General features: G+C 54.5%; 25 protein-coding genes, 2 tRNA genes and 1 other annotated feature. Of the genes, 13 read left to right on the top strand and 14 right to left on the bottom strand.

Translation table 11 applies throughout. The features are described from left to right. Positions 1-59 precede the first annotated feature (59 nt). Positions 60-1514, top strand: coding sequence for an AMP nucleosidase (locus SK54_RS10165; protein WP_015572404.1), 1455 nt, complete (start codon positions 60-62; stop codon positions 1512-1514). 119 nt (positions 1515-1633) lie between these two features. On the opposite strand, the gene SK54_RS10160 is transcribed toward SK54_RS10165, so the two are convergent. Both SK54_RS10160 and emmdR read right to left on the bottom strand, forming a co-directional pair. Beyond that, positions 1634-1709: transfer RNA gene (locus SK54_RS10160), tRNA-Asn, on the bottom strand. 103 nt (positions 1710-1812) lie between these two features. Further along, the gene (gene emmdR / locus SK54_RS10155) at positions 1813-3231 is read right to left on the bottom strand and encodes a multidrug efflux MATE transporter EmmdR (RefSeq protein WP_023294986.1); all 1419 of its coding nucleotides are present in this window, start codon (positions 3229-3231) and stop codon (positions 1813-1815) included. 227 nt (positions 3232-3458) lie between these two features. On the opposite strand from emmdR, the gene SK54_RS10150 reads away from it, so the two are divergent. Further along, positions 3459-3534 (top strand) — tRNA-Asn (locus SK54_RS10150). A gap of 147 nt (positions 3535-3681) precedes the next feature. Here the strand turns inward: SK54_RS10150 and SK54_RS10145 are convergent. From SK54_RS10145 to dacD, 4 genes are all read right to left on the bottom strand, one after another. Further along, complete coding sequence (locus SK54_RS10145; protein ID WP_000450410.1) at positions 3682-4017, bottom strand: DUF496 family protein; 336 nt, start codon at positions 4015-4017, stop codon at positions 3682-3684. A gap of 147 nt (positions 4018-4164) precedes the next feature. Then, positions 4165-5223, bottom strand: coding sequence for an FUSC family protein (locus SK54_RS10140; RefSeq protein ID WP_003859506.1), 1059 nt, complete (start codon positions 5221-5223; stop codon positions 4165-4167). A 91-nt stretch (positions 5224-5314) separates the two neighbouring features. Beyond that, positions 5315-5788 carry a DNA gyrase inhibitor SbmC gene (sbmC, locus tag SK54_RS10135; RefSeq protein ID WP_047728937.1) on the bottom strand — a complete coding sequence of 158 codons (474 nt, stop codon included), beginning with the start codon at positions 5786-5788 and terminating at the stop codon, positions 5315-5317. A gap of 118 nt (positions 5789-5906) precedes the next feature. Next, a complete protein-coding gene (gene dacD, locus SK54_RS10130) occupies positions 5907-7079 on the bottom strand; it encodes a serine-type D-Ala-D-Ala carboxypeptidase DacD (RefSeq protein ID WP_146024376.1) in 1173 nt (390 codons plus the stop codon). A 191-nt stretch (positions 7080-7270) separates the two neighbouring features. Here dacD and sbcB point away from each other — a divergent pair, with 191 nt between their 5' ends. Continuing rightward, positions 7271-8707 carry an exodeoxyribonuclease I gene (sbcB, locus tag SK54_RS10125; RefSeq protein ID WP_369793769.1) on the top strand — a complete coding sequence of 479 codons (1437 nt, stop codon included), beginning with the start codon at positions 7271-7273 and terminating at the stop codon, positions 8705-8707. Between the two features lie 125 nt (positions 8708-8832). On the opposite strand, the gene SK54_RS10120 is transcribed toward sbcB, so the two are convergent. The 4 genes from SK54_RS10120 to SK54_RS10110 form a co-directional block, all read right to left on the bottom strand. Beyond that, entirely contained in the window at positions 8833-10191 is a 1359-nt protein-coding gene (locus SK54_RS10120) for an APC family permease (protein WP_006811203.1), read from the bottom strand. After that, a complete protein-coding gene (yoeI, locus tag SK54_RS22505; RefSeq protein WP_099458931.1) occupies positions 10181-10243 on the bottom strand; it encodes a membrane protein YoeI in 63 nt (20 codons plus the stop codon). Before yoeI ends, SK54_RS10120 begins: the two co-directional genes overlap by 11 nt. A gap of 219 nt (positions 10244-10462) precedes the next feature. Further along, complete coding sequence (locus SK54_RS10115) at positions 10463-11392, bottom strand: LysR substrate-binding domain-containing protein (RefSeq protein WP_047728942.1); 930 nt, start codon at positions 11390-11392, stop codon at positions 10463-10465. A 41-nt stretch (positions 11393-11433) separates the two neighbouring features. Continuing rightward, positions 11434-12258 carry an SDR family oxidoreductase gene (locus tag SK54_RS10110; protein ID WP_047728943.1) on the bottom strand — a complete coding sequence of 275 codons (825 nt, stop codon included), beginning with the start codon at positions 12256-12258 and terminating at the stop codon, positions 11434-11436. 172 nt (positions 12259-12430) lie between these two features. Here SK54_RS10110 and hisL point away from each other — a divergent pair, with 172 nt between their 5' ends. The 9 genes from hisL to hisIE all read left to right on the top strand — a co-directional run bounded on the left by hisL (position 12431) and on the right by hisIE (position 19647). Further along, complete coding sequence (gene hisL / locus SK54_RS22500) at positions 12431-12481, top strand: his operon leader peptide (RefSeq protein WP_099516347.1); 51 nt, start codon at positions 12431-12433, stop codon at positions 12479-12481. Beyond that, positions 12457-12580, top strand: a sequence feature (His leader region). (Overlaps the previous gene by 25 nt.) Before the next feature lie 45 nt (positions 12581-12625). Beyond that, on the top strand, positions 12626-13525 hold the full coding sequence (gene hisG, locus SK54_RS10105; protein WP_000886595.1) for an ATP phosphoribosyltransferase: 900 nt from the start codon (positions 12626-12628) through the stop codon (positions 13523-13525). A 5-nt stretch (positions 13526-13530) separates the two neighbouring features. Next, complete coding sequence (gene hisD / locus SK54_RS10100) at positions 13531-14835, top strand: histidinol dehydrogenase (RefSeq protein WP_017693108.1); 1305 nt, start codon at positions 13531-13533, stop codon at positions 14833-14835. Then, the gene (gene hisC / locus SK54_RS10095) at positions 14832-15893 is read left to right on the top strand and encodes a histidinol-phosphate transaminase (RefSeq protein WP_047728947.1); all 1062 of its coding nucleotides are present in this window, start codon (positions 14832-14834) and stop codon (positions 15891-15893) included. The genes hisD and hisC overlap by 4 nt, the downstream gene beginning before the upstream one ends. After that, entirely contained in the window at positions 15890-16957 is a 1068-nt protein-coding gene (gene hisB, locus SK54_RS10090; protein ID WP_047728948.1) for a bifunctional histidinol-phosphatase/imidazoleglycerol-phosphate dehydratase HisB, read from the top strand. The genes hisC and hisB overlap by 4 nt, the downstream gene beginning before the upstream one ends. Beyond that, positions 16957-17547, top strand: coding sequence for an imidazole glycerol phosphate synthase subunit HisH (hisH, locus tag SK54_RS10085; RefSeq protein ID WP_047728950.1), 591 nt, complete (start codon positions 16957-16959; stop codon positions 17545-17547). Before hisB ends, hisH begins: the two co-directional genes overlap by 1 nt. Further along, positions 17547-18284: a 1-(5-phosphoribosyl)-5-[(5-phosphoribosylamino)methylideneamino]imidazole-4-carboxamide isomerase gene (gene hisA, locus SK54_RS10080; RefSeq protein ID WP_047728951.1), complete on the top strand. Its 738-nt coding sequence runs from the start codon at positions 17547-17549 to the stop codon at positions 18282-18284. Before hisH ends, hisA begins: the two co-directional genes overlap by 1 nt. Continuing rightward, complete coding sequence (gene hisF / locus SK54_RS10075) at positions 18266-19042, top strand: imidazole glycerol phosphate synthase subunit HisF (protein WP_017383296.1); 777 nt, start codon at positions 18266-18268, stop codon at positions 19040-19042. The genes hisA and hisF overlap by 19 nt, the downstream gene beginning before the upstream one ends. After that, positions 19036-19647: a bifunctional phosphoribosyl-AMP cyclohydrolase/phosphoribosyl-ATP diphosphatase HisIE gene (hisIE, locus tag SK54_RS10070; protein ID WP_017693103.1), complete on the top strand. Its 612-nt coding sequence runs from the start codon at positions 19036-19038 to the stop codon at positions 19645-19647. The genes hisF and hisIE overlap by 7 nt, the downstream gene beginning before the upstream one ends. Before the next feature lie 39 nt (positions 19648-19686). Here the strand turns inward: hisIE and wzzB are convergent, their stop codons facing one another. Beyond that, positions 19687-20667 carry an LPS O-antigen chain length determinant protein WzzB gene (gene wzzB, locus SK54_RS10065; RefSeq protein WP_047728952.1) on the bottom strand — a complete coding sequence of 327 codons (981 nt, stop codon included), beginning with the start codon at positions 20665-20667 and terminating at the stop codon, positions 19687-19689. Positions 20668-20860: 193 nt separating this feature from the next. Between wzzB and SK54_RS10060 the strand changes: the two genes are divergently transcribed. Further along, positions 20861-21865, top strand: coding sequence for an NAD-dependent epimerase (locus SK54_RS10060; protein ID WP_047728953.1), 1005 nt, complete (start codon positions 20861-20863; stop codon positions 21863-21865). Positions 21866-21913: 48 nt separating this feature from the next. Here SK54_RS10060 and ugd read toward each other — a convergent pair whose 3' ends face one another. The 3 genes from ugd to rfbB all read right to left on the bottom strand — a co-directional run bounded on the left by ugd (position 21914) and on the right by rfbB (position 25287). After that, complete coding sequence (ugd, locus tag SK54_RS10055; protein ID WP_003859477.1) at positions 21914-23080, bottom strand: UDP-glucose 6-dehydrogenase; 1167 nt, start codon at positions 23078-23080, stop codon at positions 21914-21916. 239 nt (positions 23081-23319) lie between these two features. Further along, the gene (gene rfbA, locus SK54_RS10050) at positions 23320-24201 is read right to left on the bottom strand and encodes a glucose-1-phosphate thymidylyltransferase RfbA (RefSeq protein ID WP_047728955.1); all 882 of its coding nucleotides are present in this window, start codon (positions 24199-24201) and stop codon (positions 23320-23322) included. Further along, positions 24202-25287 (bottom strand): dTDP-glucose 4,6-dehydratase, encoded by a 1086-nt coding sequence (rfbB, locus tag SK54_RS10045; RefSeq protein ID WP_047728958.1) that lies wholly within the window; start codon positions 25285-25287, stop codon positions 24202-24204. Between the last annotated feature and the right edge of the window lie 11 nt (positions 25288-25298).

The raw sequence follows: 25298 nt of genomic DNA, 5'->3' as shown, positions 1-25298 counted from the left end.
CACAGGCGTGTGACATACTATCGGGTAAAGCCGCACACCTGTGGAACAAGGAGACAGACATGAATAATAAGGGCTCCAGCCTGACCCCGGCTCAGGCGCTGGAAAAACTCGACGCGCTGTATGAACAGTCCGTCAATGCACTGCGCAGCGCCATCAGTGACTATATCGAAACAGGGAAGCTTCCCGATGAAAAGGCCAGAACTCAGGGCCTTTTTGTTTATCCATCGCTCTCTGTCACCTGGGACGGCAGCGCCAGCAGCAATCCGAAAACCCGCGCCTATGCGCGTTTCACCCACTCCGGCTGTTACAGCACGACCATCACGCGACCTGCGCTGTTCCGCCCCTACCTGGAAGAGCAGCTTACCCTGCTGTATCAGGATTACGGCGCGCATATCAGCGTTGAACCGTCCCTGCACGAGATCCCTTACCCGTACGTGATAGACGGTTCAGCGCTGACGCTGGATCGCTCCATGAGCGCGGGGCTGACCCGCCACTTCCCGACCACTGAGCTGTCGCAGATTGGCGATGAGACGGCGGACGGGATCTATCACCCGGCAGAGTTTTCACCGCTGTCGCACTTTGATGCCCGCCGTGTCGATTTCTCGCTGGCACGCCTGCGCCACTACACCGGCACCCCAGCCGAACATTTCCAGCCGTTCGTGTTGTTTACCAATTACACCCGCTATGTGGACGAATTTGTCCGCTGGGGCTGTAGCCAGATCCTCGATCCGGACAGCCCTTACATCGCCCTATCCTGCGCGGGCGGGATATGGATCACCGCCGAAACCGAAGCACCGGAAGAGGCCATCTCCGACCTGGCATGGAAAAAGCACCAGATGCCAGCCTGGCACCTGATCACCGCCGACGGTCAGGGCATTACGCTGATTAACATCGGCGTTGGCCCGTCGAATGCGAAAACCATCTGCGACCATCTGGCGGTACTGCGCCCGGACGTCTGGCTGATGATCGGCCACTGCGGCGGCCTGCGTGAAAGCCAGCTGATTGGCGATTACGTCCTTGCCCACGCTTATCTGCGTGACGACCATGTCCTTGACGCGGTTCTGCCGCCGGATATTCCTATCCCGAGTATCGCTGAAGTGCAGCGCGCCCTGTACGACGCCACCAAAGAGGTGAGCGGCATGCCGGGTGAAGAGGTGAAGCAGCGCCTGCGTACCGGTACGGTCGTTACCACCGACGATCGTAACTGGGAGCTGCGCTATTCCGCCTCCGCCCTGCGTTTCAATCTCAGCCGTGCGGTCGCAATCGATATGGAAAGCGCCACCATTGCCGCGCAGGGCTATCGCTTCCGCGTCCCTTACGGCACGCTGCTGTGCGTGTCCGATAAACCGCTGCACGGCGAGATCAAACTGCCGGGCCAGGCGAACCGTTTTTACGAAGGGGCGATCTCAGAGCATCTTCAGATTGGCATTCGCGCCATCGATTTACTGCGTGCAGAGGGCGACAAACTGCATTCCCGCAAGCTGCGCACCTTCAATGAGCCACCGTTCCGCTGATAACAAGGACCCACTCACCCGGCCTGGGATTCCGTAGGTCGGGTAAGCGGAGCGCCACCCGACAATTTCACGAACGCAGAAAAGCAAAAAGCCTGCTTTAAAAGCAGGCTTTTCAAATTTGGCTCCTCTGACTGGACTCGAACCAGTGACATACGGATTAACAGTCCGCCGTTCTACCGACTGAACTACAGAGGAATCGTGTGAACGGGGCGCATATTATCGATGCGCCCTGAGGATGTCAAAGGGTGAATGCAGATTTTCAATCGTTTGCCGATTTATTCTCCACTTCGCACATTTGTCAGGCACTTGCCGTTTCCGAAACCTCCTGCTCCGGTTTTTTTCGCGGATATTTCCACAGCCAGCGCCCGCTCACCATGCGCCAGTAAAACAGCGCGCCGCGAACGGCCCAGTCAAGGAACATCCCCAGCCAGACGCCGACTACGCCCATACCCAACATTACCCCCAGCGTGTAGCCCGCCACAACGCGACAGCCCCACATGCCGAGCATGGAGACCCACATCGCAAACCGGGCATCGCGCGCCCCTTTCAGCCCGGCAGGAAGTACCCAAGACGCGGCCCAAATTGGCATAAACGCCGCGTTGAGCCAAATGAGCACCTTCACGACCTCTTTCACGTCATTTTCATGCGTATAGAACGAGGCCATCAGCCCGGCAAAAGGCGCAGTTCCCCACGCAATCGCCGTCAGTCCAATGGTTGAAAGCCAGAAGACATGCCGAAGTTGCCGTTCCGCCTGCCCTATCTGCCCCTTTCCGAGACGTCTGCCGGTGATGATCGTCGACGCCGACCCCAGCGCGTTTCCCGGCAGGTTAATGAGTGAGGCGATGGAGAAGGCAATAAAGTTGCCGGCGATGACGTCTGTTCCCATCCCGGCAACAAACATCTGCGTCAGCAGTTTCCCACCGTTAAACAACACGGATTCGATGCTGGCCGGAATCCCGATCCCCATCACTTCCCAGATAATGGCGAAGTTAAGCGGACGGAAATAGCTTTTCAGCGTCAGGCGCAGCGATGGCGTAATTCCCGCCATCAGTACGCCAATTATCGCCGCCGCACCAATATAGCGGGAAATGGTTAGCCCCAAACCCGCGCCGACAAAGCCCAGCCCCTCCCAGGAAAAGACGCCGTAAATCAAAACGCTGCTGATAATGATATTCAGGATGTTCATGCCGCCGTTGATCAGCAGCGGAATTTTGGTATTTCCTGCTCCACGAAGCGCACCGCTACCAATCAGCGCGATGGCAGCCGCCGGATAACTCAGCACCGTCATTTCCAGGTAGGTGAGAGCCAGATCCTTCACCTCGCTGGTCGCTTCTCCCGCGACAATGTCGATAATTTCTTTGCCGTAATAATGGATAACCGCCGCAAGGATGATCGAAAAGAGGGTCATGATCATCAGCGACTGTCTGGCCGCTTCGCGGGCACGCTTCGGATCGAGCTTGCCCAGGCTAAACGCCACCACCACCGTCGTACCGAGATCGATAGCGGCAAAGAAGGACATCACCACCATATTGAAACTGTCCGCCAGCCCTACCCCGGCCATGGCTTCTTTACCGAGCCAGCTCACCAGAAAGGTGCTCAGCACGCCCATCAACAGGACGCAGGTATTCTCCAGGAAAATAGGCACAGCAAGGGGGGTGATTTCACGCCAGAAGAGAACTCGATAACTCTTACGTTTTGCATACCAGGGCGTGCGCATAATCGCCTGGCGTAGGGGTGCGGTGACGTTCAAAAATGGACCTTAGCGAGAAAGTTGAAACTCCATTTCAAATGATGGGGCAGAAATGCGTATCCTGCAAAGTATTTTCCATAAAATTATGTGTGGATTTACAACAAAATGACCACAGAATCATCAAACAAACGCTTTTGCCTGAGATCAGGTTTGACAAAAGTTTTTTCGCCGCTAAGATAAGCCTCCACAACGATTCCTCTGTAGTTCAGTCGGTAGAACGGCGGACTGTTAATCCGTATGTCACTGGTTCGAGTCCAGTCAGAGGAGCCAAATTTAAAAAGCCTGCTTTTAGAGCAGGCTTTTTGCTTTTCTGCGTTCGGTAAAATTATCGGGTGGCGGCTTCGCCTTACCCAACCTACGTGATAACAGTCCTGTAGGCCCGGTAAGCGCAGCGCCACCGGGCAACAGAGTGTGCGATTACTCGCCTTTCGCGTCGACGTTTTTGATTTCGCCCATCACTTTCAGCTTCTTGGAGATGTCGCGACGCTCTTTGGACAGCTCAGCGTTTTTGATGATGTAGTCATCAACGCGATCTTCATAATCGCTCTTCATGCTGGCGATGATGCCCTGAATAGCTTCAACGCTCATGCCTGGCTTGATGTAGTCGCTCAGGTTGTCCAGCAGCAGGACACGTTTCTGGTTGTCACGGATCTTCTTCTCTACGTCCTGGATTTCGCGCTGTAGCTTGTTTTTGCGGCGGAACAGGCGGACGAACTCCAGAACATCCTGGAACGAAGGCTTGGTAGTTTCCATTTTTACACCCCTGATAATGTGAGATTCGGATTCGTTAAAGCAACCGTTTTAACAGACAGCGGCTGCGAATGACAATGAGTATATCGTTTAAAACCATCATAACCCTAATTGTTGCTGAATCGAAGCAGCAGGCATCACATACGCTTTTTATTTGCGCAGTGCCCGGCAAATCAGCTGCGATAACAACTCCAGCTGTCGCGCCAGCTCCATACTCAGCCAGACATAACCATGGATGGGCGTTTCCGCCACATTGTCGCCCTGGCGCTCATTCATCAGCTGTTTGAGCTCGGCGACGATTTCGTTCAGCCGCTCGCTGTTCGCCCGTATCGGCTGCGGGTTACCTTCATAGAGCGCATGAGCGATGGTCAGCAGGGTCTGTTGCGTCATCTGCTGCGTCTCTTTCAGCGTATGCGCGTTGAGCATCAGAAGATGGCTGGGACGTGAGGCCCAGTGGGCATTGATTTGCAGTTCAAGCATACAGACCAGATTACGGCTGACCGTCTGAATAGCTTCAAAAATGGCTTTCTGGATATGGGTTTCTTTGCTTGCTGGCGTAATTAACCCACGCATTTTGACCACATCATTGAGGATTTTTTGCAGGTGCTTTTCCAGCCGCGGGCGCTCAATCAGATTCGGCGAAAACCCGGCCTGGTAGACCCGGTTAAATGCCGTGACGTAGTTTGCCATCTGAATGCGCCAGTGCAGGAAGGCACGCTGCGGCCAGATGCCGGTAAACAGCATGGCGAGCAACGAGCCGAGGATGACGTCCCCGCTTCGCCACAATGCGGTGGTCATATCGCCCGCCGGTGCGCCGACCACAACCGCGAGCGTAATGCCAATCAGCAGCGCCTGATACGGTTTCTTGCCGAGGGCCAGCCATCCGCAAAGAAACATCGCCACCGCGCACCACAGCAGCATGAACGGAAACGAGATCAGCTCCAGCTTCAGGGCGATAAGCCCAAGCGCCGAGCCTAAAACGGTGCCGCCTATGCGTTCGAAAGCGCGAGGGACCACGTTCCCCCAGAATGAGATTGGCCCCATCACCACCACCAGCGTGATCAGCGGCCACGTTCCTTCCGGGATATCCAGCAAACGAACCAGTACGAAGGTCAACACAAACGCCAGCGCAATGCGGCAACCGTGCACTACGCGATAATGTTTGTATAACCGAATTTCAAAAGGGGTTAATGACTTGTCGGGGCGCACACCCGTCTCCAGCTCTGCGGCAAACCACAATTGTACTGTGTTTTCAGCCGGGTGGATCGCGCCCGGCTGAAAAACCCTGCGTTTCGCAGGATTATCCCACTTTGTGCTCTACCGGTACAAACATCTCAATATCCCAGTAGCCGTCCGCATTGCCATCGTTCAGATAGCGTTCGAAGCAGGGTTTTGCCGCGATCTGGAATTTGCTGTCTTCCAGCAGGGAGTTGAAGAACTGATACCACGGAGTGGCGAAATCATGATTTTCGACGCGCGCGGCGGCAATAGCATACTCTCCGGCAGCAATTTCGGTCATCATTACCCCTTCGCTGTTTTCAGGAATAGTGAAATCGTCCGCTACCGTTACGGCGGTAACGCAGCGGAGCTTTTCTGCCGGCACGTCATCCGGATTGTCATAATAAACGGCCACCCACTCCTGCGGCTGAATATGACGCCCGTCTACCCACATGACCAGCTGTTCAAATCCCTTCTTGACCGTCTTTTCCCACGGCCCCACGAGATGAAAGCCAGCGATCGTACGTTTCTGTTGCTGCCTGATGCTGTAGTCCATGCTGCCTCCGTTTATTACTGTATATATATACACTGTAAAGCAGAATCGAGATTATCGGCAAACCGGGAGTGTTTATTATGTGAGCAGACTCGCAACACTGCCAGTCTGCCCGAAAAGGTTAGAGTTTATGATGCAGATAATCGCCGAGGCGGGAGAAAAGGCCGCCCTTTTCAACGCTTTCCAGCGTAACCAAAGGCCAGTGCGCGACCACCTTGTCACGATCGTACAGCTGGATCTCCCCTACCCGCTGATGCGCGGCGATCGGCGCTTCCAGCTCTTTTTTATCCATCACGTATTTCGCCTTGATGTTCGGCACTTCCGTTTTGGGTAATGCCAGCCAGAAGTCCTGATCTGTGCCCAGCGCGATCTGCTCTTTATCGCCGTACCAGATGCGCTCGGTTCCCACTTTTTTACCGTTATGCAGGATCTGCACCGTATCAAAATTTTGCTGTCCCCAGTGCAGCAGCTTGCGCGCCTGATCTTCACGTCCTTTCGGGCTGTCTGCCCCCATCACCACCGCAATCAGTCGACGCTGACCGTCCACCGCGGAGGCAATCAGGTTAAAGCCTGCGCCCGAGGTGTGTCCCGTTTTCAGGCCATCCACGTTCATGGTCTTATCCCACAGCAGGCCGTTGCGGTTCTGCTGGGTGATGCCGTTCCAGGTCAGGCTCTTTTCGCTGTACATGTGATAGAACTCAGGCTCGCCGTGAATGATGGCCCGGGAAAGCACGGCGAGATCGTAAGCGGAACTGTGCTGACCCGGTGCATCCAGCCCGTGTACGGTTTCGAAGTGGGTATCGCGCAGGTTCAGCTTTTCAACGTAGTCATTCATCATCCTGACGAACTGCGGCTGACCGCCCGCCACGTGATCCGCCAGCGCCACGCAGGCGTCATTGCCGGAATCAACAATCAGGCCGCGGCTGAGATCGCGCACCGAAACCCGATCGCCCTCCTTCAGAAACATCAGCGACGAACCGTCAAAGACCGGATTGCCTTTTGCCCAGGCGTCACGTCCGACCGTCACAATGTCATCGGGGCTGATGCGGTGGCTATCAATGGCACGATCGACAACGTACCCCGTCATCAGTTTGGTCAGGCTCGCCGGATTACGCTGCTGATGTTCGTTGCCCGCCGTTAAGATTTGACCCGTGGTGTAATCCATCAATACCCAGGAGCCAGCCTGGATGGCAGGCGGCTGAGGTGAAAAATCCAGCGGCTCGGCAGCCAGCGCGGATGAAATACTCGAAGCGAGTAAAGAAACAGCAATAAACAGACGGCGTTTCAACGGTATATCCTCAGGTCAGTAAAAATCGATGACCTTTTTACGGGAGTTCTGATGTCGTTACCTGCCTTAATTGCAAAAAAATGTGACAACGCGCAGATTTTTTCGGAACAAATCTCGCAAATTTCTTGCCTGACCGTGCTTTTTATTCGGACTGCTCACCCCAATCGTTTACCATAGAGACGTCAATTTTTAACAGGATGAGATTACTGGTGTCTGACTCTGCCGCGCGCCCGACTTTTTTGTTCCACGATTACGAAACCTTTGGCACCCATCCGGCGCTGGACCGCCCGGCGCAGTTTGCGGCTATCCGAACCGATGACGAATTTAACATCATCGGTGAACCCGAGGTGTTTTACTGTAAACCCGCCGATGACTATCTGCCGCAGCCGGGCGCGGTGATGGTGACGGGCATCACGCCTCAGGAAGCGCGGGATAAAGGCGTTAGCGAAGCAGAATTTGCCCGTCGCATCCACGACCTGTTCACGGTGCCCAATACCTGCGTGGTGGGTTACAACAACATCCGTTTTGACGATGAAGTGACGCGCAATATCTTCTACCGCAACTTCTACGATCCGTATGCATGGAGCTGGCAGAACCGTAATTCACGCTGGGATTTGCTGGATATCATGCGCGCCTGCTATGCGCTGCGCCCGGAGGGGATTAACTGGCCGGAGAACGACGACGGCATGCCGAGCTTCAGGCTCGAGCACCTGACGCGGGCCAACGGCATCGAGCACAGCAACGCCCACGACGCGATGGCAGACGTTTACGCGACCATCGCAATGGCGAAACTTGTAAAAACCGCGCAGCCGCGCCTGTTTGAGTATCTGTTGAGCCATCGCAGCAAGCAAAAGCTGATGACGCTGATTGACGTGCCGCAGATGAAACCGCTGGTGCATATTTCAGGGATGTTCGGGGCGTGGCGCGGGAATACAAGCTGGGTGGCGCCGCTTGCCTGGCATCCGGACAACCGTAACGCCGTCATCATGGTGGATCTCGCCGGAGATATCTCCCCGCTGCTTGAGCTTGACAGCGACACCTTACGTGAACGGCTCTATACGCCGAAAGAGGCGCTGGGTGACCTGGCAGCCGTACCGGTAAAACTGGTGCACATCAATAAATGCCCGGTGCTGGCGCAGGCTAACACGCTGCGCCCGGAAGACGCCGACCGGCTGGGGATTAACCGTCAGAACTGCCTCGACAACCTGAAAGTGCTGCGCGACAACCCGCAGGTGCGCGAGAAAGTCGTCGCCATTTTTGCCGAAGCAGAACCGTTCGTGCCGTCTGAGAATGTGGATGCGCAGCTTTATAACGGCTTCTTCAGCGACGCCGATCGCGCGGCGATGAATATCGTGCTGCAAACCGACCCGCGTAACCTGCCCGCGCTGGATATCACCTTCGCAGATAAGCGCATTGAGAAGCTGATGTTTAATTATCGCGCGCGTAACTATCCCGGCACGCTGGATGAAGCAGAGCAGGAACGCTGGTTACAGCATCGGCGCAACGTATTTACACCGGAGTTTCTCAATAGCTACGCCCAGGAGCTGGAGATGCTTTACGGTCAGTATGAAGGGAATGCTGAGAAGCAGGCGCTGCTGAAAGCGCTGTTCCAGTATGCGCAAGAGATTGTCTGAATAGCGGGTACAAAAAAGCCGGAGGCGATGTCTCCGGCTTTTTTTTGCCGGGTGGCGCTAACGCTTACCCGGCCTACGGTTTAGAAGTCCGTAGGTCGGGTGCGTAGCCGCCACCCGACACAGTCTTACGCGACGTCTTCGTACTGAGGAACCGGGTTGCGGAAGCTTCTGGTCACGCAAGCCAGGTAAATCAGGCCGATTGCACCCCAGATCAGCCCCAGAACCATTGAGCTCTCTTCCAGGTTGATCCACAGGGCGCCCACTGTCAGGGCACCACACACTGGCAGCACCAGATAGTTGATGTGGTCCTTCAGCGTCTTGTTGCGCTTCTCACGGATCCAGAACTGCGAAATCACGGAGAGGTTAACGAAGGTGAACGCCACCAGCGCACCAAAGTTAATCAGCGCAGTGGCCGTTACCAGGTCGAATTTAATCGCCAGCAGGGCAATCGCGCCCACCAGCAGCACGTTCCACGCCGGGGTACGCCATTTAGGATGCACGTAACCGAAGAAGCGGGTTGGGAACACACCGTCACGGCCCATCACGTACATCAGACGAGAAACGCCCGCGTGCGCTGCCATACCGGAAGCCAGTACGGTGACGCTGGAGAAGATCAGCACGCCCCACTGGAAGGTTTTACCCGCCACGTACAGCATAATTTCAGGCTGTGATGCATCCGGATCTTTAAAGCGAGAGATATCCGGGAAGTACAGCTGTAAGAAGTAAGACGCACCGATGAAGATCAGGCCGCCAATCAGCGCGGTCAGGAAAATCGCTTTCGGGATCACGCGCTCAGCGTCTTTGGTCTCTTCAGACAGAGAAGAGATACCGTCGAAGCCCAGGAACGAGAAGCACAGGATAGTCGCACCGGTGATCATCGGCACTACGTGCGCGCCTTCAGACCAGAACGGACGGGTGCTGGTCAGCGTACCTGCGCCTTCACCGTGGGAAACGCCGTAGATGATCAGGCCAACGATAACCGCAACAATACCCATCTGAAGGATCACAATCAGGGTGTTGAAGTTAGCCACGGTCTTGATGCTGCGCAGGTTAGAGATGGTCATAAAGGCCACCAGCGCCACAACGAAGATCCACGACGGCACGGAAGGCACCAGCGCTTCGAAGTAAATTTTTGCCAGCAGAATGTTGATCATCGGCATGAACAGGTAGTCCAGCAGTGATGACCAGCCCACCATAAAGCCAACCGCCGGGCTAATGGATTTCTGAGCATAGGTGTACGCAGAGCCTGCGGACGGGAAACGGCGAACCAGTTTACCGTAGCTCAGCGCTGTAAAGAGGATGGCGACCAGCGCAAAGGCGTACGCCGTTGCAACGTGACCGTCAGTAAGGCCTGATACGATACCGAATGTATCGAACAGCGTCATCGGTTGCATATAGGCAAGGCCCATCATAACAACCGGAATCAACGTAAGCGTTTTACGTAATTCCACGCGAGAGGTGTTTGGAGTTGCGTTATGCGACATAGTTATTCTCCTTTACGGTAATAACCGCCACGTAAGCGAAAAATTGCCCCATTTCTTTCTTCCTCAGCGACAACAACTGTCGGATTTTAGTAAATATCTATCCGGTACGAAGCCCGGCCTCTTGGTTTTTAGTTTCGTTTCGTACATGCAAAAAAAAATAACCGACGCCTTTTATATCGTCGATTATTCATTTGTTTGCAGCGGCGGCATTTTGCCCTATTCCAGATACAAAAGGCAATACATTGAGAAACCTGCCCATAAATTAATTTTACTAACTGATTGATTTCCCATCACCTGCCTGAGTGTAAACTGTAGCGATAGCACTATTTGCTAAAATTTCGTCTCGCCACCAGGCGCTGGCAAGCCCGGCGGTCTGTTCATTCCAGCCCACCCATACCGATTCGTTACTGCTCTGCGCTAAAACCTGTTTTTCCACCAGCGCTCCGCTGTCAATAAACCGCTGCGCTAAATAACGGGGAAGGTAACCGCACCCCAGGCCGCTTATTTGCAGCTCCAGCTTGGTTTTAAAATCAAAAACGGTGATGGCCTCCTGCTCATCCAGCAGCTGCGATGAAATGCCGCATTCGGGGCGAGAACTGTCTCCAACCACAATGGCACGATAGTTTTTAATGACGCGTCGGGTAACAGGCTCCGGTTCATTCGCCAGCGGGTGATGAGGCGCAACGGCAAAAACCTGCTCCAGAACGCCCAGCCGCGCAAAACCAAATTCACTTAACTGGGGAGGCTCATGCAGCGCCCCAACGATGATATCCGCCCTGCCCTGCGTCAGGGCCTCCCAGGAACCGCCCAGCACGCCATTAATAAAAACCAGCCGCGTGACGCTATGGCGCTGATAGAACGCCTCAATAAGCGGAGTAAGCAGGGAGAAAGGGAAAGTATCATCAACCCCAATCACCAGCTCATTTTCCCAGCCCTGGTGAAGTTTGACGGCCTGTTTTTCCAGCTCGCGAACCGTATGCAGCACGTCACGCCCTTTTTCCAGCAGCATCTGCCCTGTGCGGGTGAAACGCGCGCGATGCCCGGTGCGGTCAAGGATTTGGATATTAAGATCGCTCTCGAGCTTTTGCACGGTGTAGCTCAGAGCCGAAGGGGTTTTATAGAGCTTCGCCGAGGCGGCGGCAAAGCTCCCCTCTTTTTCCAGCGCATCCAGAATAACAAGAACATCCAGCAGCGGTTTCATCTTCGCCCCCTTGCGGTGTGCGATTGTCTCCGCCGGCGCAATTATTCCATGGGCATAACCAGCGGATCGGGATACTGATATTCAAATCCCAGTTCATGGCAAATACGATTGCCATCAATAATTTTGCCTTTGCGTTCCCCCTGCGCCTCGCTGAATACCGGCGGCGCCAGACCCAGCTGGCGCGCCATCAGCGGATAAAAGGTACTGCGCGGCGGATGCGAAGACGCACATATATTATAGATGTGCCCCCCTTTCGGAGCCTGCAAAAGCAGTTCAATTGCACCGATAACATCCTCAAGATGCACAAGATTCACCCCGTGCTGGCCATCCGGCGCGGATTTACCGGCAAAGAAGCGCCCCGGATGACGGCCCGGCCCCACCAGCCCAGCCAGACGTAAGATATCCACCTGCGTACCAGGCAGATTGTGCAGCCAGTCTTCCAGCTCTTTCAGCACCCGGCCGCTGGCGGTCACCGGACGGCGCTCGGTGTTTTCTTTCGCCGTACCGTCGATATCGCCATAGACGGAGGTGGAGCTGGTGAAAATGATACGCGGGATATGGTGCGCCAGGGCGCTGTCGACGATCTCCTGCACCGCCTGCAAGTAAAAAGACTCACCCGGGCCGCTGCGCCGCGCCGGTAAGGTAATGACCAGCGCGTCCACATTCATCAGTTCATCCAGCTCGTCGGTATCGCAGATAAGCTCGGGTTCGAGACGCAGCTCGACACCATCAATGCCGCACATGCGTGCCGCTTCAACCCCATCCCGGGTGGTCTTACTCCCTGTCACCTGCCAGCCTTTCGCGGCTAATGACATCGCCAGTGGCATTCCTAACCACCCTAACCCGACAATCGCGACCTTTTTCATGACATTCTCCGCTTAACGACGCTTGTTATAAGGCTACGCCAGCCTGGTGGAACGCACAATTCATACCATCAATATGAAATGAATTAATGATCAAAAAAAACCCTTGCTTTATGGCGTACAACTGGTTTAGGTTAAAAGACATCAAATGCATAAGCATTCAACGAGAATTTATATGACACGCGTTCCTTTTAAAAACCACCATCATCACCATCATCCTGACTAGTCTTTCAGGCGATGTGTGCTGGAAGACGTTTGGATCTTCCAGTGGTGCATGAACGCATGAAAAAGCCCCCGGAAGATCTTCTTCCGGGGGCTTTTTTTTGGACCGCATTCAGACAGGTTAAAACAGGTTAACGAGGAACACAGAATGTTAGATAACTCACGTTTACGCATAGCTATTCAAAAATCAGGCCGTTTAAGCGACGATTCACGCGAACTGCTGGCCCGCTGCGGGATTAAAATCAACCTGCACACCCAGCGCCTGATCGCCCTGGCTGAAAATATGCCGATCGACATTCTGCGCGTACGTGATGACGATATCCCGGGCCTGGTGATGGATGGCGTCGTTGATCTCGGCATCATCGGCGAAAACGTACTGGAAGAAGAGTTGTTAACCCGCCGCGCGCAGGGCGAAGATCCGCGCTACTTTACCCTGCGTCGTCTGGACTTCGGCGGCTGCCGCCTGTCGCTGGCTACGCCGGTCGATGAAGCCTGGGACGGCCCGGCCGCGCTGAACGGCAAACGTATCGCCACCTCTTACCCTCACCTGCTGAAGCGTTACCTCGATCAAAAAGGCGTGCAGTTTAAATCCTGTCTGCTGAACGGCTCCGTTGAAGTGGCGCCGCGTGCGGGCCTTGCCGATGCCATCTGTGACCTCGTCTCCACCGGCGCCACGCTCGAAGCGAACGGCCTGCGCGAAGTGGAGGTGATCTACCGCTCCAAAGCCTGCCTGATTCAGCGCGACGGCGAGATGGCCGACGCCAAACAGCAGCTCATCGACAAGCTGCTGACCCGCATTCAGGGCGTGATTCAGGCGCGTGAATCCAAATACATCATGATGCATGCGCCGACCGAGCGCCTGGACGAAGTGATTGCCCTGTTGCCGGGCGCTGAGCGTCCAACCATTCTGCCGCTGGCGGGCGACCAGCAGCGCGTGGCGATGCACATGGTCAGCAGCGAAACCCTGTTCTGGGAAACCATGGAAAAACTGAAGGCGCTGGGCGCAAGTTCCATTCTGGTGCTGCCAATTGAGAAGATGATGGAGTAACGACCATGAGCTTTAACACAATCATCGACTGGAATACCTGTAGCGACGCGCAACAGCGCGAGCTGCTGATGCGCCCGGCAATTTCCGCCTCGGAGAGCATCACCCGCACCGTGGCGGAGATCCTTGATAACGTCAAAGCCCGCGGGGACGACGCGCTGCGCGAGTATAGCGCGAAGTTTGATAAAACTGAGGTCGACGCGTTACAGGTTACCGAGCAGGAAATCATTGATGCCAGCAATCGTCTGGGTGATGACATCAAACAGGCGATGGCCGTCGCGGTGAAAAATATTGATACCTTCCACACCGCGCAGAAATTGCAGGCGGTGGATGTGGAAACCCTGCCCGGCGTACGCTGCCAGCAGGTGACACGCCCGGTGGCGTCCGTCGGCCTCTATATTCCCGGCGGCTCTGCCCCGCTGTTTTCGACCGTCCTGATGCTGGCCACCCCGGCACGTATTGCCGGTTGTCAAAAGGTGGTGCTCTGCTCTCCGCCACCGATCGCCGACGAGATCCTGTACGCGGCGAAGCTGTGCGGCGTGCAGGCGATCTATAAAGTGGGCGGTGCGCAGGCGATTTCCGCCCTGGCGTTCGGGACGGGATCCATTCCGAAGGTCGACAAAATCTTTGGCCCGGGCAATGCCTACGTGACCGAGGCGAAACGCCAGGTCAGCCAGCGTCTGGACGGCGCGGCGATTGATATGCCTGCCGGTCCGTCTGAGGTGCTGGTGATTGCCGACAGCGGCGCTACACCGGATTTCGTGGCCTCTGACCTGCTCTCGCAGGCCGAGCACGGCCCTGACTCGCAGGTGATTTTACTGACGCCAGATGCCGACATGGCAAAACGCGTGGGCGACGCCGTTGAGCGTCAGCTGGCTGACCTGCCGCGGGCGGAAACGGCGCGTCAGGCGCTATCCGCCAGCCGCCTGATTGTGGCCCGCGATCTTGACCAGTGCATCGCCATCTCCAACCAGTACGGTCCTGAGCACCTGATTATTCAGACCCGCAACGCGCGCGAACTGGTCGACAGCATAACCAGCGCAGGCTCGGTGTTCCTCGGGGACTGGTCACCGGAATCCGCCGGGGATTACGCCTCCGGCACCAACCACGTGCTGCCGACGTATGGCTATACCTCAACCTGCTCCAGCCTGGGGCTGGCGGATTTCCAGAAGCGCATGACCGTGCAGGAACTCTCCCGCGAGGGATTTGCCTCGCTGGCGTCGACCATTGAAACCCTTGCCGCCGCCGAGCGCCTGACTGCCCACAAAAATGCCGTGACGCTGCGCGTTGCCGCCCTGAAGGAGCAAGCATGAACATCGAAGAATTAGCCCGCGAAAATGTCCGTCGCCTGACGCCCTATCAGTCTGCGCGTCGTCTGGGCGGGAACGGCGACGTCTGGCTGAATGCCAACGAATATCCCACGGCGGTGGCCTTTGAGCTTTCGCAGCAGACGCTGAACCGCTACCCGGAGTGTCAGCCGAAAGCGGTGATCGAGAACTATGCCCAGTATGCAGGCGTGAAGCCTGAGCAGGTGCTGGTCAGCCGTGGGGCGGATGAAGGGATTGAGCTGCTGATCCGCGCGTTCTGCGAACCGGGTAAAGACGCGGTGATGTACTGCCAGCCCACCTACGGGATGTACAGCGTCAGCGCCGAAACCTTTGGCGTGGCCTGCCGCAACGTACAGGCGCTCGACAACTGGCAGCTGGATTTGCAGGGCATCGCCGATAACCTCGACGGCGTGAAGGTGGTGTTTGTCTGTAGCCCGAACAACCCCACCGGGCAGATTATTCATCCGCAGGATATCCGCACCCTGCTGGAGATGACGCGCGGCAAGGCGCTGGTCGTGGCTGACGAAGCCTATATTGAGTTCTGCCCGCAGGCGACGCTGGCAGGCTGGCTTGAGGAGTATCCGCATCTCGTTGTGCTGCGTACCCTTTCCAAAGCCTTCGCCCTCGCCGGCCTTCGCTGCGGATTTACGCTGGCGAATAAAGCGGTTATCGACCTGCTGCTGAAAGTCATCGCCCCGTATCCGCTCTCAACGCCGGTTGCCGATATTGCGGCACAGGCGCTAACTCCGCAGGGCATCAGCGCGATGCGCGAGCGTGTGGCGCAGATCCTGGAAGAGCGTCAGTATCTTGTCGATGCCCTGAAAACGATTCCGTGCGTGGAGCAGGTGTTCGACTCGGAAACCAACTACATCCTGGTGCGCTTCACCGCCTCAAGCGCGATATTTAAATCGTTGTGGGATCAGGGCATTATCTTACGAGACCAGAATAAACAACCTACCCTGAGCGGCTGCCTGCGTATTACCGTCGGCACCCGTGCAGAGAGCCAGCGCGTGATTGACGCCCTGAAAGCGGAGAAAGTATGAGTCAGAAGTATCTCTTTATCGATCGTGACGGCACCATCATCTCGGAGCCACCCAGCGATTTTCAGGTCGATCGTTTCGACAAGCTGGCGTTTGAACCCGACGTGATCCCGGTGCTGCTGAAGCTTCAGAAAGCAGGCTATAAGCTGGTGATGATCACCAACCAGGACGGTCTGGGCACCGACAGCTTCCCTCAGGCGGACTTTGACGGCCCGCACAACCTGATGATGCAGGTGCTGACCTCGCAGGGCATCGCCTTCGACGAAGTGCTGATCTGCCCGCATATGCCTGCCGACGTGTGCGACTGCCGCAAGCCAAAGGTGAAGCTGGTTGAACGTTATCTGGCGGAAGAGGCGCTGGATAAAGGCAACAGCTATGTGATCGGCGATCGCGTCACGGATATCACGCTGGCGGACAACATGGGCATTGCGGGCCTGCGCTATAACCGCGACACGCTAAACTGGGCGATGATTGGCGAGCAGCTCACCAGACGCGACCGCTATTCCCACGTTGAACGCAACACCAAAGAGACGCAGATCGACGTGAAGGTCTGGCTCGACCGCGAAGGCGGCAGCAAGATCCACACCGGCGTCGGTTTCTTTGACCACATGCTGGATCAAATCGCCACGCACGGCGGCTTCCGCATGGAAATCGCGGTGAAGGGCGACCTGTATATCGACGATCACCACACCGTGGAAGATACCGGCCTGGCGCTGGGCGAAGCCCTGAAGCTGGCGCTCGGCGACAAGCGCGGCATCAACCGCTTCGGCTTTGTTCTGCCGATGGACGAGTGCCTGGCGCGCTGCGCGATGGATATCTCCGGGCGTCCGCATCTGGAATATAAAGCCGACTTTACCTACCAGCGCGTGGGCGATCTCAGCACCGAGATGGTGGAGCATTTCTTCCGCTCGCTTTCTTACACTATGGGTCTGACGCTGCACCTGAAAACCAAAGGCAAAAACGATCACCACCGCGTCGAAAGCCTGTTCAAAGCCTTTGGCCGTACCCTGCGCCAGGCGATCCGCGTGGAAGGTGACGCCCTGCCCTCGTCGAAAGGAGTGCTGTAATGAACGTGGTGATTCTGGACACCGGATGCGCCAACCTGAACTCCGTACAGTCGGCGATTATGCGCCACGGCTACGAGCCGGTGGTGAGCCGCGACCCGGACGTGGTGCTGCGCGCGGATAAACTCTTTCTGCCGGGCGTTGGCACCGCCCAGGCGGCGATGGATCAGATCCATGAGCGCGAGCTGGTGGATCTCATCAAAGCCTGTACTCAACCGGTGCTGGGCATTTGCCTCGGCATGCAGCTGCTTGGCCGCCGCAGCGAAGAGAGCAACGGCGTTAATCTGCTGGGCATTATTGAAGAAGACGTGCCGAAAATGACCGACCACGGCCTGCCGCTGCCGCACATGGGCTGGAACCGCGTTTATCCGAAGGCGGGCAACAGGCTGTTCCAGGGTATCGAAGACGGCGCGTACTTCTATTTCGTTCACAGCTACGCCATGCCAGTGAATACCTATACCATCGCCCAGTGCAATTACGGCGAGGCGTTCACCGCCGCCGTGCAGAAAGATAACTTTTACGGCGTGCAGTTTCACCCGGAACGCTCCGGCGTCGCCGGTGCGCAACTGCTGAAAAATTTCCTGGAGATGTGATGATAATTCCCGCTTTAGATTTGATTGACGGCACGGTTGTTCGTCTCCACCAGGGCGATTACGGGCAGCAGCGCGACTACGGCAACGATCCGCTGCTGCGGTTACAGGCTTACGCCGCCGAGGGCGCTGAGGTGTTGCACCTGGTCGATCTGACCGGCGCGAAAGATCCGGCGAAGCGCCAGATCCCGCTGCTTAAAACACTGGTGGCTGGCGTGGACGTCCCCGTGCAGGTAGGCGGCGGCGTGCGTACGGAAGCCGATGTTGCCGCCTTACTGGACGCGGGCGTGGCGCGCGTGGTGGTCGGTTCGACCGCAGTGAAAGATCCTGAGACGGTCAAGGGCTGGTTCCGCCGCTTCGGTGCGGATGCGCTGGTGCTGGCGCTGGATGTGCGCATTGACGCGCAGGGTAACAAGCAGGTCGCAGTCAGCGGCTGGCAGGAAAATTCCGGCGTAACGCTGGAAGAGCTGGTCGGGATGTATCTTCCGGTAGGGCTGAAGCACGTCCTGTGCACGGATATTTCACGCGATGGTACGCTCGCAGGCTCTAACGTCTCGCTGTATGAAGAGGTTTGCGCCCGTTATCCGCAGGTGGCGTTTCAGTCCTCTGGCGGTATCGGCGACCTGGCGGATATCGCCGCTCTGCGCGGAAGCGGTGTACGCGGCGTGATCGTGGGTCGCGCGCTGCTGGAAGGCAAATTTACGGTGAAGGAGGCGATTCAATGCTGGCAAAACGGATAATTCCCTGCCTGGACGTGCGTGATGGTCAGGTTGTAAAAGGCGTGCAGTTCCGCAACCACGAGATCATTGGCGACATCGTTCCGCTGGCAAAACGCTATGCCGAAGAAGGCGCAGACGAACTGGTATTTTACGATATCACCGCCTCCAGCGATGGCCGCGTGGTGGACAAAAGCTGGGTGGCGCGCGTGGCAGAGGTGATTGATATTCCCTTCTGCGTGGCGGGCGGGATTAAATCTGCTGACGATGCGGCGAAAATTCTCTCTTTCGGTGCGGACAAAATTTCCATTAACTCCCCTGCACTCGCCGATCCAGAATTGATTACGCGTCTGGCGGACCGCTTTGGCGTGCAGTGCATTGTCGTGGGAATTGACACCTGGTTTGATGCCGCAACGGGCAAATATCACGTCAACCAGTACACCGGCGATGAAAGCCGCACGCGCGTCACCCAATGGGAGACGCTGGACTGGGTGCAGGAAGTACAAAAACGCGGTGCGGGTGAAATCGTGCTGAACATGATGAACCAGGACGGCGTACGCAACGGTTACGACCTCGAGCAGCTGAAAAAAGTGCGCGCGGTCTGCCAGGTTCCGCTGATTGCCTCCGGCGGCGCGGGCACCATGGAACACTTCCTTGAAGCCTTCCGCGATGCGAACGTAGACGGCGCGCTGGCCGCTTCCGTGTTCCACAAACAGATTATCAATATTGGTGAGTTAAAAACGTACCTGGCTGACCAGGGCGTGGAGATCAGGGTATGTTAACAGAGCAACAACAGGCGCAGCTGGACTGGGAAAAAACTGACGGATTACTGCCGGTGGTTGTACAACATGCCGTTTCAGGCGAAGTGCTGATGCTGGGATACATGAACCAGGAGGCACTGGCAAAAACGATCGACAGCGGCAAGGTGACGTTTTTCTCGCGCACCAAACAGCGCCTGTGGACGAAAGGGGAAACCTCGGGCCACTTCCTGAACGTGGTCAGCATTACGCCAGACTGCGACAATGACACCCTGCTGGTGCTGGTCAACCCGATTGGCCCGACCTGTCACAAAGGCACCAGCAGCTGCTTTGGCGAGGCGAGCCACCAGTGGCTGTTCCTCTATCAGCTGGAACAGCTGCTGGCAGAGCGTAAATCAGCGGATCCCGAGAGCTCGTACACGGCGAAGCTGTACGCCAGCGGCACCAAGCGTATCGCGCAGAAGGTGGGTGAGGAAGGCGTTGAAACAGCGCTGGCGGCCACCGTGCATGACCGTGAGGAGCTGACGAATGAGGCGTCGGATTTGATGTATCACCTGCTGGTGCTGCTCCAGGATCAGGAGCTGGATTTAACGACGGTGATTGAGAATTTGCGGAAACGACATAAATAAAAAAAGACCGGGGAGACCCGGTCTTTTTTTGTGTGTAAATCAGGCTCTTGGCTTGTAGTTTCTCAGCGCGTTACGGCCGAGGACGACAGCAGAACCGATGATCCCGCCGAGGAGAACGGCAAGGATGAGGGTGATGGCCTTTTTAGGGCTGTCACGACGGATAGGTAGATTAGGTTTCATAACGTAACGATAGACGTGAATAGTGTCTGGGTTAACGTTGAGGTTCTGAATATCAAGTAAGTTTTGTTTGGTCTGGTAGTAAGCGCCTGAGAAGACCAGCGGACGTGACGCTTCGTTATCAATCATTGACTTGAGCGCTACGGTACCCAGCAGGAACATGGTTTCCTGAGTGACATCCTGCGTTTGCTGGAGCTGTGGAGTACTAATTTTAGCTGCTTCCGCATTCTTGTAAGCTTCAGAGATCTGTTTGATACGCAGATCTTTCTGCTCCTGTGCAACTTTCTCCTGGTTCTGAAGCGAGTCGTTCAGGGTTGTGATCTGCTGCTTGAGGTTATCTCTGAGGTCAAGCGTCAGTTCTTTAGCCGTCTGCTCATCAACCTGCTGAATATACTGAGCTAATTGCTTTTGAGCTGCATCAGCGGATTCGCCCTGATAGCTTACGGTTAAAGGTAAACTTTGCCCTTTTACGGTAGGCTCAATAGTCAGTTTTTCCGGATCTTCCTGATTCTCCAGCGCCTGAGCTAATGCCGAGAAGGAGGAATTAAAACGACCAATAGCACGATTCTGAATATCCAGCATGGATGGAGCTGCCCCACCATAGAGGATATTCAACGCATTGGAATAAGTGGCGATTTGTGCCGCATCTGGCTGGGCTATGATGGCGGATGACGTCCATTTCTCTTTAGCAACAGTGATGTAAACAAAGGCGAGAACGATAAAAGCAGCAACGAATGCTCCAATTACCCACTTACCACGCCACAGCTGTAGCACTAAATCCAGTAAATCAATTTGCTCCGGGTCATTGTTGCGTGTGACCAGGTTATTGTTGTTTTGCGTCATACAATCCCTAACAGATGAAAAAGGGCAAAAATAATCTTGTTTCCTTAGTGTATCTGTTGCTGGCGATTTTTCTATAAGAATCCGATGAGTTATATCGGAAAGATGGGTTATGTATGTCGATTCCAACGCGTTATCATAGATGGACTTTGATGCCCAGTGGCATCAACAAGAACACAGACTAAATGAGGAAACTATGAAATTTCTGGTAACGGGCGCGGCGGGCTTTATCGGTTCTCATGTCAGCAAGCGCCTGCTTGATGCAGGGCATGAAGTTGTTGGGATTGATAATCTGAATGATTACTATGACCCTAACCTCAAACTCGCTCGCCTCGAACTGCTCAAATCCGAGAGTTTCACCTTCTACAAGCTGGACTTAGCGGACCGCGAGGGCATGGCAAACCTCTTCGCTGATGAGAAGTTTGACCGCGTAATCCATCTTGCCGCACAGGCGGGCGTGCGTTACTCGCTGGAAAACCCGCATGCCTACGCTGATGCGAACCTGGTAGGTCACCTGAACGTGCTGGAAGGCTGTCGCCACAATAAGGTTCAGCATCTTCTGTATGCTTCATCCAGCTCTGTCTACGGCCTCAACCGTAAGATGCCGTTTTCTACTGACGACTCCGTAGATCATCCGGTATCGCTGTATGCCGCAACCAAAAAAGCTAACGAGCTGATGTCGCATACCTATTCGCATCTGTACAATCTGCCTACCACTGGCCTGCGCTTCTTTACCGTGTATGGCCCATGGGGCCGACCGGACATGGCGCTGTTCAAATTCACCAAAGCCATGATTGAAGGCAACAGCATCGACGTATACAACTACGGCAAGATGAAGCGCGACTTCACCTATATCGATGATATTGCGGAGGCGATTATTCGCCTACAGGACGTTATTCCTCAGGCCGATGCCGACTGGACGGTCGAAGCCGGTTCGCCAGCAACCAGCTCTGCCCCGTATCGCGTGTATAACATCGGTAACAGCTCACCTGTCGAACTAATGGATTACATCACCGCGCTTGAAGAGGCGCTGGGGAAAGAAGCGGTGAAAAATATGATGCCGATCCAGCCGGGGGACGTGCTGGAGACCAGTGCGGACACCAAAGCGCTGTATGACGTTATTGGGTTTAAACCACAAACCTCAGTCAAAGAAGGCGTGAAAAACTTCGTCGACTGGTACCGCAACTTCTATAACGTTTAAAAACAAAAAACCCGGCACAGTGCCGGGTTTTTTTTATCACGATTTTGATCAGTCGCTGCCGAACAAATCGCGGGTATAGACTTTATCTTTCACATCCGCCAGCTCTTCCGCCATACGGTTGGAGATAATTACATCCGCTTCTTTCTTAAACGCATCCAGATCGCGGATCACACGCGAATGGAAGAACTCATCTTCCTGCATCGCCGGTTCATAAATAATGACCTGCACGCCCTTCGCCTTAATACGCTTCATGATCCCCTGAATGGAAGAAGCGCGGAAGTTATCGGAACCGCTCTTCATGATCAGACGATAAACACCCACCACTTTCGGCTGACGCGCCAGAATGGAATCCGAGATAAAGTCTTTACGCGTGCGGTTGGCATCCACAATGGCGGAAATCAGGTTGTTTGGTACCGCCTGATAGTTTGCCAGCAGCTGCTTGGTATCTTTTGGCAGGCAGTAACCACCGTAACCGAAGGACGGGTTGTTGTAATGGTTACCGATACGCGGGTCAAGACACACGCCCTCGATGATCTGACGGGTGTTCAGACCTAAGCTCTCGGCATAGCTGTCCAGCTCGTTGAAGTAAGCCACACGCATCGCCAGATAGGTATTGGCGAAAAGCTTAATGGCCTCTGCCTCGGTGGAATCGGTGAACAGGACAGGAATATCTTTTTTGATTGCGCCTTCCTGAAGCAACGCAGCAAAACGCTCTGCACGCTCGGAACGCTCGCCAATCACGATACGGGATGGGTGCAGGTTATCGTATAACGCCCTGCCCTCGCGGAGAAATTCCGGCGAGAAGAAGACATTATCAATACCCAACTCTTCTTTAATCGATTTGGTGAAACCCACTGGAATTGTCGACTTGATGATCATCACTGCGTTCGGGTTGATTGCCGTAACGTCTTTAATCACCGCTTCAACGGTAGAGGTATTGAAGTAATTGGTTTTAGGATCATAGTCGGTTGGCGTGGCGATGATGACGAAATCCGCATCGCGGTAAGCGTCTTCTTTGTCCGTGGTAGCGCGGAAGTTCAGCGGTTTGGTCGCGAGGTACTCTTCAATCTCTTTATCGACGATCGGGGACTTCTTCTGGTTAAGCATGTCCACTTTTGCCTGCACGATATCCAGCGCAACCACTTCATGGTTTTGTGCAATCAGAATACCGTTTGAGAGACCAACATAGCCTGTTCCGGAGATGGTTATTTTCATTTGTTTGACTTCTACACGTTTGAGTTTTTGATGACCATAACACAGTCACCACAATGATTAACTAAGCGTTTTTTATCGCTAACCTTCATTCGCTGTCAAGGTTTCAGTTTTTTTGAAAAATGTTTTTGCTCAACAAAAAGTCCTGTCGTTACACTAAGCAAAGTACCTGTTTTACAGCGACAATAAGACGTTAAAGAGCAGTCGATAGTAAGCAGAGGAAAACTGCTTACTTCGTCAAATCAGACTAATCCCTTGGTCAGATTCAGCAGATACTGACCATACCCGGTCTTTTTCAATGGATCAGCGAGCACACGAAGTTGTTCGGCATCAATAAAACCTCGTCGGAACGCAATCTCTTCAGGACATGAAACTTTTAGCCCCTGTCGCTCTTCAATTGTGGCGATAAAATTGCTTGCCTCGATCATACTCTGATGCGTTCCGGTATCCAGCCAGGCATAACCGCGTCTCATCATCGCGACAGACAATCGTCCCTGCTGCATATAGATGCGGTTGATGTCGGTAATTTCGAGTTCACCTCGCTCAGACGGCGTTAAACTTTTGGCCATCTCAATCACATCGTTGTCGTAAAAATAAAGACCGGTTATTGCGTAATTACTCTTGGGTTGCTGAGGCTTCTCCTCAAGGCCAATTGCAGTACCGTCTTTATCAAACTCAACGACGCCATAGCGTTCCGGATCGCTGACATGATAGGCGAATACGGTCGCCCCCTCTTGCTGGCTTGCTGCGCCTTCAAGCAGTCTGGGGAGATCGTGTCCGTAGAAAATATTATCGCCTAATACCAGTGCACAATTATCCCCACCGATAAACTCTTCACCCAAAATAAACGCCTGAGCAAGGCCATCCGGGCTCGGCTGCACTTTGTACTGGATATTCAATCCCCACTGGCTACCGTTCCCGAGCAGTTGTTCAAAACGGGGAGTGTCCTGAGGCGTGCTGATAATCAGAATATCCCGTATCCCTGCCAGCATAAGCGTAGAGAGTGGATAATAGATCATTGGCTTATCGTAAATTGGCAACAATTGCTTACTTACGGCCATTGTCACGGGATAAAGACGTGTACCCGATCCGCCAGCTAATATAATCCCTTTACGTTTCGTCATTTACTTACGCTCCCCATAATTCTGCTCAATCCAGCTCTTATAGGCGCCGCTTTTCACATTCGAAACCCACTTCTGGTTATTCAAATACCACTCAACCGTTTTACGGATGCCGCTTTCAAAGGTTTCCAGGGGAGTCCATCCGAGCTCGTCGCTAATTTTATGAGCATTAATTGCATAACGTCTGTCGTGACCTGGTCGGTCCGCGACATAAGTAATTTGTGCGCGATAGGATGTTTCTTTCGGTACCATGTCATCGAGCAGATCACAAATGGTCTGAACGACTTCAATATTTTTCTTCTCGTTATGGCCACCAATATTATAGGTTTCGCCCGGCTTACCCCTGGTCAGAACCGTATACAGTGCACGAGCATGATCTTCAACGTATAACCAGTCACGGATCTGATCGCCCTTTCCGTAAATCGGCAATGGTTTATTATCCAGCGCATTAAGGATAACAAGAGGGATCAGCTTTTCAGGAAAGTGGTATGGGCCATAATTATTCGAACAATTCGTCACAATCCCGGGTAAACCATAGGTGCGTATCCAGGCACGAACTAAATGGTCGCTGGACGCTTTTGACGCTGAGTAAGGGCTACTTGGCTGGTACGCTGTTTTCTCGGTAAACAGCGGTAACGGGGTAGAGTCATAATGTTCATCAGGATGAGGTAGATCGCCGTAAACCTCATCAGTTGAAATGTGATGGAAACGGAAAGTAGATTTTGCTGCCTCATCCAGTGAAGACCAGTAAGCACGACTTGTTTCTAACAGGATATACGTGCCAACAATATTGGTTTCAATAAACGCAGCGGGACCGGTGATAGAACGGTCGACATGGCTCTCGGCAGCCAGGTGCATTACCGCATCAGGCTGATGGGTAGCGAAAATACGCGCCATTGCCTCTTTATCACATATATCGGCATGCTCAAAAACATAGCGTTCGCTATCGCTTACTTCACGCAAGGATTCCAGATTACCGGCATAGGTCAATTTATCAACGTTAACAACGCTATCCCGAGTATTGCTAATAATATGTCGGATAACCGCGGAACCGATAAAACCGGCACCGCCAGTAACTAGAATTTTCACGCAATCAATTC

Source organism: Enterobacter sp. MGH120, from assembly GCF_001037725.1.
In the GTDB taxonomy this organism is placed as follows: Bacteria; Pseudomonadota; Gammaproteobacteria; order Enterobacterales; family Enterobacteriaceae; genus Enterobacter; species Enterobacter hormaechei_C.
This window is presented reverse-complemented; position numbering and strand designations above follow the sequence as displayed.